Origin of the sequence: Rivularia sp. PCC 7116, assembly GCF_000316665.1 — a bacterium.
Lineage (GTDB): Bacteria > Cyanobacteriota > Cyanobacteriia > Cyanobacteriales > Nostocaceae > Rivularia.
This window is the reverse complement of sequence record NC_019678.1, coordinates 1,533,773-1,547,769: the sequence shown is the minus strand read 5'-3', so window position 1 is coordinate 1,547,769 and position 13,997 is coordinate 1,533,773. Positions and strand designations below refer to the sequence as shown.

General features: G+C 37.5%; 11 protein-coding genes. 9 read left to right on the top strand and 2 right to left on the bottom strand.

The features are described 5' to 3' along the window. Positions 1–494 precede the first annotated feature (494 nt). The 9 genes from RIV7116_RS05915 (at position 495) to RIV7116_RS05875 (ending at position 9,414) form a co-directional block, all read left to right on the top strand. Complete coding sequence (locus RIV7116_RS05915; RefSeq protein ID WP_015117366.1) at positions 495–1,421, top strand: energy-coupling factor ABC transporter permease; 927 nt, start codon at positions 495–497, stop codon at positions 1,419–1,421. Further along, a complete protein-coding gene (locus RIV7116_RS05910; RefSeq protein ID WP_015117365.1) occupies positions 1,414–2,073 on the top strand; it encodes an energy-coupling factor transporter transmembrane protein EcfT in 660 nt (219 codons plus the stop codon). The genes RIV7116_RS05915 and RIV7116_RS05910 overlap by 8 nt, the downstream gene beginning before the upstream one ends. 117 nt (positions 2,074–2,190) lie before the next feature. Then, a complete protein-coding gene (locus RIV7116_RS05905; protein ID WP_015117364.1) occupies positions 2,191–2,913 on the top strand; it encodes an energy-coupling factor ABC transporter ATP-binding protein in 723 nt (240 codons plus the stop codon). 57 nt (positions 2,914–2,970) lie between these two features. After that, entirely contained in the window at positions 2,971–3,294 is a 324-nt protein-coding gene (locus RIV7116_RS05900; protein ID WP_015117363.1) for a hypothetical protein, read from the top strand. A gap of 411 nt (positions 3,295–3,705) precedes the next feature. After that, a complete protein-coding gene (locus RIV7116_RS05895) occupies positions 3,706–4,098 on the top strand; it encodes a VOC family protein (protein WP_015117362.1) in 393 nt (130 codons plus the stop codon). Between the two features lie 57 nt (positions 4,099–4,155). Then, positions 4,156–4,632, top strand: coding sequence for a hypothetical protein (locus tag RIV7116_RS05890; RefSeq protein WP_015117361.1), 477 nt, complete (start codon positions 4,156–4,158; stop codon positions 4,630–4,632). A gap of 228 nt (positions 4,633–4,860) precedes the next feature. Further along, positions 4,861–6,972 carry an iron uptake porin gene (locus RIV7116_RS05885; RefSeq protein WP_015117360.1) on the top strand — a complete coding sequence of 704 codons (2,112 nt, stop codon included), beginning with the start codon at positions 4,861–4,863 and terminating at the stop codon, positions 6,970–6,972. 134 nt (positions 6,973–7,106) lie between these two features. After that, positions 7,107–8,456 carry a hypothetical protein gene (locus tag RIV7116_RS05880; RefSeq protein WP_015117359.1) on the top strand — a complete coding sequence of 450 codons (1,350 nt, stop codon included), beginning with the start codon at positions 7,107–7,109 and terminating at the stop codon, positions 8,454–8,456. Positions 8,457–8,736: 280 nt separating this feature from the next. Then, complete coding sequence (locus tag RIV7116_RS05875) at positions 8,737–9,414, top strand: DUF1361 domain-containing protein (RefSeq protein WP_015117358.1); 678 nt, start codon at positions 8,737–8,739, stop codon at positions 9,412–9,414. A 61-nt stretch (positions 9,415–9,475) separates the two neighbouring features. Here RIV7116_RS05875 and RIV7116_RS05870 read toward each other — a convergent pair whose 3' ends face one another. Together RIV7116_RS05870 and recF are read right to left on the bottom strand one after the other, a co-directional pair. Then, the gene (locus RIV7116_RS05870) at positions 9,476–11,914 is read right to left on the bottom strand and encodes a putative PEP-binding protein (protein ID WP_015117357.1); all 2,439 of its coding nucleotides are present in this window, start codon (positions 11,912–11,914) and stop codon (positions 9,476–9,478) included. Between the two features lie 778 nt (positions 11,915–12,692). Beyond that, a complete protein-coding gene (recF, locus tag RIV7116_RS05865) occupies positions 12,693–13,826 on the bottom strand; it encodes a DNA replication/repair protein RecF (protein ID WP_015117356.1) in 1,134 nt (377 codons plus the stop codon). Positions 13,827–13,997: the final 171 nt, after the last annotated feature.

The following is a 13,997-nucleotide window of genomic DNA, read 5'->3' as shown; positions in this document are numbered from 1 at the left end:
AATATTTTTTGCTACTTATAGTAAATTCTAATTTTCAAATTTAGAGAAATCATTATTTTTCCAGAATTTATTCATCACAAAAAAGTCAGCGCAAAATAAGAATACATAATAATTTTATCTTTTGTGTCTATCTAAATAAAAGTCATAAATCTAAGAATTAATCAAGAAATACTTATATAAAACTAGTATGAGTTCTTACCTGTTTAAAAAGGTTCAATCATATGATGCAAGACAACTTCTTTTTTTTAATTAAAGGATGAAATTATTTTGAGTAAAAAGCATAAAGACCTATCAAATTTATCAGGGAAAATTCGATAAATTTACAATTTGCAAACAAAGTATATTTTCAGAGATTAAATTAATATAAAAAGTATACTTTATAGCACCAAAAAATGCCCCCGTAGGGGATTGTATTCCTATTGAAAATTCTGTTTTATGTAAATAATCTATCTATGTTTTCTACGTAATATTATTACTAAGTAAAACTTTTCATTATGCATATTCCAGATGGTTTTGTTTCCTTACCTGTGGCAGGGGCTACGACCGTAGCGAGTTTAGTGGGATTGGGTATAGCTTTGGGTCGTTCTAAGGACGCTTTTGGTGTTCGTCGCGCTCCGATTTTAGGTTTAACTACAGCCTTTATTTTTGCCGCACAAATGATTAATTTCCCTGTAGCGGGGGGAACTAGCGGTCACTTGCTGGGTGGAGTTTTAGCGGCAGTAGTATTAGGTAGTCCTTGGGCAGGTGCCATATGCAGTGCAGTTGTATTAATTATTCAGGCTGTGCTGTTTGCTGACGGTGGAATTACTGCCTTGGGTGCAAATATTTTTAACATAGGATTCGTTGGAGTTTGGGTAGGTTGGGGCTTAACTCAAACATTGCATCGACTGTTCGGAGGTTCAAAAAGCCGTTTACCTTTAGCTGCTGGTATTGCGGCGGCTGTAAGTGTACCGGTAGCCGCGATTTTTGCTGCCATAGAGTTAGCGATTTCGGGTACTGCAAATTTTGGGGTAATTTTACCAGCGATGGCAGGAGTACATATTTTAATTGGTGTCGGTGAAGGATTGATTACTGGAGGGGTGCTAACTTATTTAATCAAAGCAAGACCCGATTTATTACCGGGGAATGATGAAGAACAGATTCGCAGTTGGGTTGTTCCTGTTGTCAGTATTCTTTTAGTCGCTGGATTACTATCTTTGTTCGCTTCAGCTTGGCCGGATGGTTTGGAAAAAGTTGCTGAGGATACCGGCTTTATTGACTTAGCAGAACAAGTAAGAATTTCGGTTCCAACTCCTTTTGCAGACTATACATTTAATGAAAACGAGGGTATTGGTACAAGCATCGCTGGAATTGTTGGAAGCATAGTTTGCTTCGGTGTTGCGTGGGGAATTGCACAAGTAGTTAAACCAAAGAATGCATAAACTTTCTCTAACTCTAAAATTACAGCTGTCTTTAATAATTGTGATTGGGGCAGCTTTCCTGAAATTAAATTCTTGGTATTATTTAGGTGCTTATGGAATCATCGCGCTTTGTTGGGCTGTTTCATTACGGGTACCAATTCGCAAGCTTACGGGTTTATTAGGTTTAGAGCTAATTTTTCTATCATTTTTAGCTCTACCTTTAGGTTGGGAACGAGCAAGTTTTTTGTTAGTTCGTTCTCTGGTGTGTTTGCTAACGATGAATAGCTTTTTGCTGACTTTACCACCTCATAGTTTTGGTATTGCCCTTAAAGGTTTGCCTTTACCGAAGCCTTTCAAAGAGACTTTATTGTTAGCAGGACAGTACTTAGAAATTTTGCTTGCAGAAGTTACTCAAATGCAGCGAAGTGCAAAGCTTCGTGGTTTGAACGGTGCAACAGGATGGGTTCGTTACGCCAATGCTTCTATGATTGGCGCTTTATATCTCCGTAGTTTAGATCGTGCCGAACGAGTATACGCTGCAATGATAGCTCGCGGTTACAACGGAATGTTGCCCCTTGATTCAACACTGAGAATGAAAGAGCGGTTTGTTTTACTAGCAATGGGTATTTTAGCTTGCAGTTTGACTATAGCTTCTTACCAATTACGCTTCTAATCACAATTTCAGGTTGACTATAGTTTGCGTTTCCAGACGTTGCATTGCAACGTCTTTCAATATATATAAATATAATGCAATATTTGTTCACTTATCCTTAAATTCTAAAAACAAACGATGCAAAACACAACTGTTGCAGTTAAAAATATTGCTTATTCTTATTCCAATCAAGAGCCAGTGTTGCATGATATTTCTTTTACATTAAATGCTGGAGAAAGAGTGGCCTTAATGGGGCCAACTGGTTCTGGAAAAAGCACATTATTAGAAAATTTGATTGGTTTAAAACAACCATCAAAAGGTCAAATTGTCATTAACGATATTCCATTAGAACCAAGCACTTTATCAGAAGTAAGACGTTATATAGGGTTTGCGTTTCAAGATGCTAACGACCAATTGTTTATGCCCACAATCTTAGAAGATGTGGCTTTTGGTCCTCTTAACTACGGTGTACCGCCAGCAGAAGCAACTGATATTGCACGAAAATTATTGATGAATTTTGGCTTAGAAGCTTATGCAAAACGCTCTGCCCACGAGCTTTCCGGCGGACAAAGAAGACTGGCAGCTCTAGCCGCGATTTTAGCTTTGAAGCCTGATATATTGATTTTGGATGAGCCAACTAATGGACTCGATCCAGCATGGCGACGTAATTTAGCCGAAGTCTTGTTAAATTTACCTGTAAAAGTAATATTAGTTGCTTCTCATGATTTGAATTGGTTAAGTAAAGTCACCGAACGCGCCTTGGTTCTTTCAGCAGGTCGCATACATATAGATAGTGACATACAATCACTTTTAAAAGACAGCGAAACTTTAGAAAAGTTGGGTTTACCAGTTGGTTGGTGATAATCTTTAACAAGCAATAGAGAATAAAGAATAAAATATAATCGGAGAAAATTTTGGATGAGTAAATTTGATGATGTTCAAATAGAAATCGATATGAAAACTATTGATTTTGATTCTCTTGAAACAGATGAGGATTTCCGCTCGGAAGCTCAGCGATTGTTACCAAAAGCTTTAGTGCAAGTAGGAGAAGCAATGGCAGAGAAAACTTGGGAAGAATTACAAAAAGAAATGCAAAAATCGGGAATGAAATCTGGTGGTTCTCAGAGTGCTAAACGCAAATTTATCCAAGAGACGAAAAGAACTTATCAGCGGAATGCTAGTAGTAGAGATAAGCGAGAACTTGAAGACTATATTGTAGAGCAACTTCGTGAATATAAATAATTAAATATCTAAAAATATTTAACTCTTAATGTTCGTTAATAGAACTATAGAGGCATCGTATAGGATGCCTCGATTAAATTTCAAAATAAATTGTAAAAAAGATGACAGAGTAATAATTAAATAATTTAGTTGAAATCGATACTCAACTATTTATTTGGGAAAAGAGTATTTATACCGCAAATATTGAGTTCCATACGCATTTACATAAATCGAGTTTTTATCTATTCAATTAAATACGATAAAAATAATTTTTAAATTAGAATAAATTCATTTAACAATCTTCAAAAATTAACTTTTGATCTAAATTTAATTTTGACAGATACATATAAACTACTTTAAAGAAATAATTTAATCAATCACAATTAATCTTTCCTTTGTATTAAAGTTGATTAGATAAAAATATTATTAATAATGCAAAAATTCATCAGTCGAATTGACCATTTAGTCTTAACAGTTAGCGATATAGAAGCTACCTGTAATTTCTATAGCCGCGTTCTTGGTATGGAAGTAGCTACCTTTGGTGAAAATCGAAAATCGTTAAAATTTGGCGAGCAGAAAATTAATTTACATCAAGTAGGAAAAGAATTTGAGCCAAAAGCACTTTATCCTAAATCAGGTTCTGCCGATATTTGCTTTATTAGCAGTAAGCCGCTTTCTCAAATCAAAAAACATATAATTTCGTCCGGTGTAGATATATTAGCAGGCCCGGTAAACAGAACGGGAGCCACAGGAACAATCGAATCCATTTACCTACAGGATTTAGATGGAAATTTATTAGAAATATCGAATTATCGGAACACTTAACAAAAATCCGGAATCATCGGATACTATGATTTCGGTACTGCTCAAACTAAATTATTAATGTTTTATTGTAATAAATATAAGGTAATCGCTTCTCTTAACTTGGGTATAGTTTTGCTAACTACTGGTTGCAACGAAACCAAACTAGCTCAGTGTCAGCGACTTATTAAAGTGGTGAATGAGGGAAATTCTCTAATTGAAAAAAATAAAGGCTCTCAAGTTACGTTAAGTTTGGGGCTTGCCAAAGATTTGGACAACGTTGCCAAAAAAGTAGAGAGACAAAATTTCCAAGATCCGAAGCTTGGAGACTTCAAAAATCAATATGCAAAACATTTTCAAGCCAAGAGTAAAAACATAAACTCCGCAGCTAAAGCCCTGGGTGCCTCCAAAACAGCAGAGGTATCTTCCGCTGGTAGAGAACAAGTGCGAAAAGCCAAAAAAGATATAGAAACATCTCTTAAACAAGTTAAAGATGCTGCAAAAGAATCTGACACTTTAGCAAAAGAACTCAATGACTATTGCACTCAGACGGAATGACCATGAGAAAATGAAAGAATAAGGAAGAAGAAATAAATATTTTTAGCCGGGAGCAAGATGCTCCCATTACATTCATAATTCTCAAATCTTAATTCTTAACTACTCCTCAGAATTTTAAGTGTATTTACGCACAAATGTATATTATTTAACTTTTTATCGATAAATATTCCTGAAGCTAGCCTATTGTTTCTGTGAAAGGAAATATTAGAGTTAGTAAAGCGAGATACAATGCCTGATATCAGTCTGCTGATGGCGAGCGTGTTAACAACCGGACAAACAACTGTGCCTGAGTTGCCAGAAGAATTACCAGAACAACCAGAAAATACACAGCAACAATTAGAGCAGAATCAAGAATCATCTGTCGTTATATCATCTGAAATCGCCCCACCCGACTTTATTAAGTCTGATAATACTTTAGAAGCTATTAACGAAGAATGCGATCGCAATAATTGTCAGGTAAGTAAGCAATCTCAAAGGTCTAGAAAATCGTCTTTGCAACTTTCAAACACTGTAATTACACCAATAATATTAAATTTAGAGAATAAAAATATACTTGCTATAAATAAAAATAAGATTCAGTTTAAAGATTCTTTTTCTTCGATTGAGGAAGCTCAAAAAACTGTACCTCCACAAAAATCTAATTTAGAAGCATTTGAGAATAATGCGAGTAACTTAATTCCTAGTAAACCCAAGCTAATTCCAAATCAATTTGATAATCAAAAAGATAGTTTAATAACTCAGAAACCTGAACCAGAGTTCGATACAGATAGTCAAGAATTAGCAAGTCAAAATATCTTTCCTAATTCTGGAACTATTACTGCAAATAAATCTTTAGAATCAGAAAATCCGATGTCACAAGTTACATCGGTATCAGAACTTGATGATGTAAGTCCCACTGATTGGGCTTTTGAAGCTCTACAATCTTTAGCAAGTCGTCATAACTGCGCTTTAGGATACCCAGACGGAACTTTTCGAGGTAAAAGGATTATCAACCGCTATCAATTTGCAACTGGAATAGATGCTTGCTTGGGGCAGATTAACGAGTTGATAGCCAGGAATGGAGCGAGTGCAGTTGATGAACAAGATTTAATTATCCTGCAACGCTTGCAAAACGAGTTTCGAGCAGAATTGAATCAGTTAGAAGAGCGGATTATTTCTTTAGAAGAAAGAACTGGTGAATTACAAGCGAATCGATTTTCTCCCACAACTCGATTTTTTGGACAAGTAACTACTAGTTTGCAAGGAACCAACACAAACGAAGTAGACTTATTTCCTAGAGATGGAGTACCCGAGCGTACAGCACAAACGAATCTCACCTTCGCTAATAGTATGCAAATTACGTTAGCAACTTCGTTTACAGGAAGAGATTTACTGCTAACGGGTTTATATGCAGGAAATTTGGGTTCTTCTGCATCATCGTTATTTACTAATATGGGACGCTTGAATTTTGAGTCGGATACTGGCAACGATGTATTAATCAATGATTTATCTTATCGATTCCCAATTTCTAACAACTTAGGGGTTGTAGTTGGTGCTGCGGGTGTCAATCCTACCAGCACCTTTCGCGGAATCAATTCTTTAGAAGGTGAAGCAATTTCAAGTTTTGCTCAACGCAATCCAATCATCGGAATCGGTAGCGGTAGCGGTGGCGTAGGCTTTGATTGGCAAATTAATAACCGCATCAGCTTACAAGGAGTTTATAGCTCTCAATTTCCCAGTTTCCCCACAGATAAAAACGTTGGTGGACTTTTCGGAGGAAGACAGACTCTCGGCACTCAACTGACAGTAACACCTGTTAATGATATTGACGTTGGCTTGAATTATCTTTACTCCCGCTCACCTGATAGCTTGTTAGCAACTGGTGTCGGCGATGCCCAATTAACTTCTCCTTTCGCACCCGATACGGCTTTCGATACTCAGGCTATTGGTGCTACGGTTGCTTATCGTATCAGTCCAAATTTTCAAATAGGGGGTTGGGGAGGCTGGACTTTTTCAGATCCAAAAGATATTCAAGGTAGCGTCACAACTAACAATTGGGGGGTATTCGCAGCTTTCCCCAACTTAGGACAACCTGGAAATTTAGGTGGAATTATTGTTGGACAGCCGCCAAAAATTACATCTAGTACCTTGCCTGATGGATTTAACTTTCCTAACTTTTCTAATAGCGGCACACCTGGTGGAAGAGACGGTACATCTTTGCATGTCGAGATGTTTTATCGCGCTAAATTAAATCGAAACTTAGATATAACTCCAGGCTTTTTCGTTGTCTTCAACCCAGATCACAATCAGAGTAACGATCCTTTGATAGTAGGAGCGTTAAAAGCCACCTTCCGGTTTTGATTTGGTGTTGGTGTAAATGTAATCAATAACGTTAGTTGTAATTACTTGCAACTATTGCTACATGCTCGAATCGCGCAGCAAGTATAGATTTAATGCGTGATTTCTTGCTAACTACAATAAAAAACACATTTAAAATGCAGAATATACAGCCAACACAAAATTACCGAAATTACTTTAGAATCGGTTTTACTGCCATTCTCGGTAGTGTTTCAGCAGCAAGCATTATCGGTTTAACTACATCAAGCGCTTTTGCTCAACAAACAACTACTTCACCACTCACAGTTAAAAGTACCGGTACAATATCCGGAACTCTTGAACTTCCAAAATTTAATCCTAATTACAACAGAGTTCTAACTATTGTTGATACCGATACAACTGGTACTTATTATCGCAATGTCGGTACAAATAAGAACCCCCAGTGGGTCAAAGTTTACCAGTCAGATCAAGTAATACAAGTCCGTAGGGATGGAAGCTTAAATCCCTACGTCAGATTCAAAGGTATTCCCGTTACTTCCTTCGACGCGGTTATAAATTCTCCCGCACTCTCCGACGGTGAAATGACAACCTTCAGATATGACGGCAGACCTGACATGGAAGGAGCCGTAATTAAAGCGGTAGTTCAAGATGAATTTGGGGTTAAAAAAGCCTACTATACCGGAACTCTGACCGATCCCGAAACAGGAACTCAATATCAAGGAACTTTTGAACTTTCAGGACAAGGACCAAGATATAGCGACCCTAATGGTGGTGATAGTCCTAACGTATTTGATTACAAATCTGACCAACCAGGTAAGCCAAGAGCCGAACCTTTCAAAATTAAAGACAATTCTCCTTTAGTAAAGCTAAATATTACAGTACCCGAAGGTACATCAATTGTTTCTCCATCAACAGGTGGCGGAACGACTCCCCCTCCATCAACAGGTGGCGGAACGACTCCCCCTCCATCAACAGGTGGCGGAACGACTCCCCCCCCATCAACAGGTGGCGGAACAACTCCCCCTCCATCAACCGGTGGCGGAACAACTCCCCCTCCATCAACCGGTAGTGGTACAACTCCCCCTCCATCAGTTCCACCTACAACTCTTGCACCTCCAAGCGCTCCCATAACATCTATCCCATCTTCTTCCCCATCGAATTCATCTCCTTCCTCTTCGCCATCTTCGGCTTCTTCCCAATCTTCGCCGTCTTCGGCTTCTTTTCAATCTTCGCCATCTTCGGCTTCTTCCCAATCTTCGCCGTCTTCGGCTTCTTTTCAATCTTCGCCATCAGATAATTCAACTTCCCCTGCTCTCAACAAACTTTTTACCGAATCAGGTTTAAGCATATCTGCTCCTAACACTGTAAGTAACGTAGAATTTAGTGGTAGTAGTTCTCCTAGCATTAACTCAACTACAACAAATTCTTTGAGTAGTAATAGTCAGAGCCAAATATTTGAATCAGAATCTGAAAAACGAGGTCCTCGCAGCCGGATAATCATGCGTTAAAGGTTGAAGATTTTCTGGAATAAAGCTCAAACAAGATGAATTTAATAATACAGCTAAGTAAAAAATAACTAGCTAGAATTGTCATCAATAATTGGAACGGTAGTCGGTAATTTATCACCACTGACTACCAATTACTTATATATAGGAATCCGTTTTTATTTCTGAGTAACTCTTAAGGGATAGGGAACAGGGAATAGAAAATGTACTGAGTATTTTCAAAATTCAAATAGGAATCCTATATACACCCATAAATATTTTCGTTTATCGTAAGGAAACAGTAATGAAAGCAGAATTAATTGAGTTAATAGCCAGAGTCATCCAAGTCTTGCAAATAAATATACGTTGGATGACTTGGAACTTATTTCTAGCTTTTATACCTTTAGTTTTAAGTGTATGGCTGTTCCGTCGTATCAAACGCAGCCGTTCTTCGGTTTGGTGGTTTGGGTTCGCAGTTTTCTTTGCTTTTCTACCAAATGCACCTTATCTGCTTACTGATGTAATCCATTTGATAGACGATATCCGTACAATTCAATCTGTGTGGATGATTACCTTAGTATTAATTCCCGTTTATCTAATAGTGATTTTAGCCGGATTTGAAGCTTATGTTATTTCGTTAATCAACATGGGTTATTACCTGCACCGAATTGGTAAAACCCAGTGGATTTTAGGAATGGAGTTAATTACTCATGCTTTATCAGCAATTGGTATTTACTGGGGAAGATTCTTACGCTTCAACAGTTGGGATTTTGTGACTCAACCGGATGCAGTAATTACTCAAGGTATAGAAGAAATTCTCGGCAAGCAGCCATTAGTGATTTTAGCTATTAGCTTTGTCATACTTACTGTGCTGCACTGGTTGATGAAACGAGTAACTCTAGGTTTTATTAGGCAAGGATGCACAAATATAGCAAACAATTCATCAAAAGCTTCTTTAAAGCCCCAAACTTCCGATGAGTAAACTTTTTTCACACCTCCGGTAGAAAGACTACCTCCCTCAAGGAAAAGTGAAAATTAACTGTTCACTGCAACTGACGACGCGCTGCTTCTAAAAGTAAACTCTGCTCTGCTCGGTAAATTGCTTGATATGTCCTTTGTAGCGCTTCGGGTTCGACTGATATAGAAGTAATTCCCCATTCCACCAATTTATCGATGATTTCCGGATATAATGCTGGAGCTTGTCCGCAGATAGAACAGGGAATACCCGCTTCTTTCGCCATGCCAATCAATCGAGATATAGCAGCCATTACTGCCGGATTGCGTTCGTCAAAACTTCTTGCTAATAAAGCTTGATCCCTATCTACCCCTAACAATAGTTGAGTTAGGTCATTTGTACCAATAGAAATTCCTTGCACTCCTGCTTTTACATATTCTGGCAGCAAAAATAATACGCTCGGCACTTCTGCCATAATCCATAGTTCAAATTCTTTGATGTCGGCTAACCCTGCTGCTTCGATTTTTCGCCGACAAAAAGAAAATTCCTCTACAGTGCGAACGAAAGGCAACATTAAACGAATATTGTGATAACCCGACTGCTGCACGCTTTTGAGTGCTGTAAGTTCCATATCAAAAACTTCAGAATTCTGCATGTAGCTGAAAGTACCGCGTTGACCTAATGCTGTTTCTGGTTCGGCGGCTTTCACTCCATGATGGTGAAGCTTTGGTAATTCGTGGGTTCGCCAATCTAAGGAACGATAATAAACTGGTCTAGGAGAAAAATTTCGTACAAATTCAAGTATCCTTTTTGTCCATAAGTCTAGTAGTTTACCCTGCCTTCCATTTCTAATCCATGTATAAGGATTATCTCTATCAAGTATGCTCAATACCATCAGTTCTGAGCGTAATAATCCCACACCATCCACCGGAAAACAAAGCGCTTTGTCTATCATAGTGGGCTGGCTTAAGTTAACCATCAGTTGGGTGGAAGTCATGGGTAAGTTTTTAGATGGTTGGGAAATTGAGGGGGTAGAGGAAGACACCCATGTCGCAAGATGATTTGCTGCTGCGGGTTGATCTGCAACATCTAAAACTAAGGATTCGGAGAATAAATGTTTTTCTTCCTTGCCTTCTAATGTTGCATTATCAATATGCTCTTTAGTATCCGCTTCAATGGTATTCCCCTCAAGACAATGTACTTCGCCACTGTCACCGTCGATTATTAGGCGATCGCCATTTTTGATGATTTTTGTAACGTTATTAATCCCAACGACTGCTGGAATATTTAATTCTCTGGCGATAATTGCAGCATGGCTGGTTAAGCCCCCTTGTTCTGCAACAATACCTTTTACTTGATGCAGCACTGGCAACCAATCGGGGGTAATCTCGGATGCTACTAAAATTATGTTTTCGGGTAGTTGTTCTGTGATGCGATTATCTTTATTTATCACAAGAGCGCTTGCCGACACTCTTCCCGTTGCGACTCCTATTCCTTTAACTAAAGAACAAGGTGAGAAGGTGTTATTTGGTTTGCTAACTTTTGTCAGATACAGCTTTTGCGAATCCGCTTCTTGGATAAAAGTCCAATTAACTAAATAGTCTTGCCCGAGTTGAAAAATAAGTTGATGTGCTAATTCTGTGATCTGGGCTAAATTATCCCTAGATAAAGCGTGCTGTTGCTGTAATTCTTCTTCAACAAGACATATTTGCAGGCAAGTTTTTTCTAAGGTAAGTACTGATGTTTTACCTTGCTCGGAAGATTCATCAGCTGTTGTATTGTCACAGCGATAAGCCAGAATTTTATGTCCTAAATGCTGTTCGGATAATCTGCTAGTTTTTGGTTCTACGTAATAAATATCGGGTTGGACTTCACCCCAATTGATTGCTACTCCCAATCCCCAAGTTGCCTGAATTTCCCATCTAGAAGAATTAGCCTGTAAGGAACCACTAGAAATTACGTTCTTAACTGGTTGTACTAAAACTGCTAAATTAATGGAGCGCAAATCTATTCCCGTTTTTTGCCAATAAAGCAGACTTCTAGCACTAAATAATTGGCTCCACACCAGTTTCAAACCATATTCTATTTCTTTCTTTTGAGAAAAACAAAATACAGATTCATATAGCCCAGAAATATTTTCTGCATTATTTCTTCCATTGGGCAGTGCGACGCTGGGACGAAAAACCAAATATGGACTATTCCATGTTTTAACTGCTGCGTAAATTTGATCGAGCAACCCCGGAGGTAAGCTCGAAACCATAATTTCTTGGCGCAAACGCATAGCCATTTGCTGCAGTTGCCGCCAATCATCAACATCAAAATGTAGGGAAGAATCAGATAATTCTGCGACTAAAGCTTGAGAAGCGCTTTTATTCTCTATATACTCATGCAAAGTTTCTGCTGAAACAACAAATCCAGAGATTACCGGATACCCATGTTCCATTGTTGTGCTCAAATTAAAAGCTTTCTCACCAACTTGAGCGCGGTGCGATGGTTTGATTTCGTTCAGCCAGTAGAGTTTATTCACTCAAAAAATTTTGATTACTAAGACGTGCGCTCGCTAACATTTGAAAAGTCGGCTCTAGATTGCTAGTTGCTAGTAAACAATTATATTTTAAGGTTCGAGCAATCGCTAATACTTAACAATTTAAAAGTATCGCCGCTATTAACTTCTTTCAATCTTGAAAAAGTTTATACTTATTATTTCAATACTTGCAAACTATATCCACAAAAAGCATTTCAATTCAAATCAAATTTTATTTGCTTTTAGTTTCTTTATCTGTAAGCATATAGCTTTAATCGCAGAAAAACATCTATCAATAAGTACTTGTATAAAGATTACAGTTATTTAATCTGTGAAATTATCAATACTTTATACAAATATTTAGTTAAGATTCAGGGAACAAATATACTGAATACAAGCTTTTAAATATGCTTACTACCTTGAATATAGGGTCATACGTTTCAAAATTATATCACGCGAAATCAACAAAAATTAGTTTTGTTGTGATATAAACGCCAGTAATTGTTTACATGCAAGATATTATTTGTACGTTAACTAGGCTCTAAGAATATTGTGAAGTAAATAAATCATTAAATACTCAATCTTATGGCATATTTTCGCTTTCCATGCCTTATTAGCACCAATATTGATCGCACTAAACTTATCTCTGTTTTGTGTTTTTTGTATTTATATAACCAAATATAAATTTTTGTTACATTTTTGTAAAAGTGAAGTTTTACATGGATTTTATTTGTAAAACCAACCTTATATTTATAATTCTTAACAACAAATAATTAATAAATTAAAAAATAGCAGCTTTAGCAGAAAGTGTTCCTCGGCTAACAGTAAGAATCTGAGAGGAATTCAACCATTGTGAATCGAAAGAACCCAAATGAGTGGTAGTAATAAGAGTTTGAAATCGATCTTGGATAGCATCAAGTAATTGATTCTGACGTGAAGGATCTAATTCAGCTAAAACATCATCAAGTAAAAGTAGGGGTGGTTCTCCGACAACTTCTTCAATTAGCTGTAATTCTGCTAGCTTCAGTGCTAAAACCAAAGTTCGCTGCTGACCTTGAGAACCGTACTGACGAGCGGGAGTATCATTAATTGTTAATTCAATTTCATCTCGATGTGGTCCGACAAGGGTAGTACCTTGATGCATTTCAGCAACTGTTCGCTGCTGAATTTTATCTAAAAAAGCTTGCTGTACCTCTCCTTGATGAGTTTCAGATAAAGGAATATTAGGAGCGTAATTTATCTGAAGATGTTCTGTAGAAGCACTAATATTAGAATGCCATAATTGTGCAATTGGAGCGAGTCGCTGTATAGCTCTTTCCCGTCGTCGAATTACTCTGGTACCAGTGATTACTAACTGAGTATCCCACAATGCTAATTGGGATTGTAGCGATTTTTCATGTAAATTTTCCGAATTGCCTTTCAAAAAAGCATTGCGCTGTCGTAAAACCTTTTGATATTGGCTCATTATATGAGCGTATACAGGTTCAAGCTGAATTAATAAAGTATCCAGCCATCTGCGACGATTGTCGGGGCCACCCCTGACTAAATCTAAATCCAAAGAAGAGAATTCTACCGCATTAAGTACGCCGAGAAAATCCATCTGACGGCGAAGATTTTCACTATTAAGATTAACCGTGCGGCGACCGTTGCGGCGTAAAGTTAGAGCCAGTTCGCTAACTCCAACTTCTCGTTTTAACCTAGCACTAACTTGAGCTAAAGATTCTTCATCCTTAACCAAATCTTTATCGCGGGAAGTCCGGTGACTCCTCAAAGTTGCTAGTAACTCCACAGCTTCGAGTAAATTAGATTTTCCCTGAGCATTATTACCAACCAAAATCGTTTTTGGAGCAGAAAACTCTACTATTTGTTCTTGATAATTGCGAAAATTTCGGAGACTCAGGGTTTTGAGGAACATGAGAAAAGAGTTAGTTGTTAGTGGTTAGTAGTTAGTGGTTAGTGATTTAAATTTAGAAATGAAGAATTATGAATTGGAAATTATACAATCTGAGATTTTGCATTGTAGAATACATGCTTTGAGAAAAAAAATTAAGCTTTCTATGACTAACGTTATCCTCACCTAATGCAA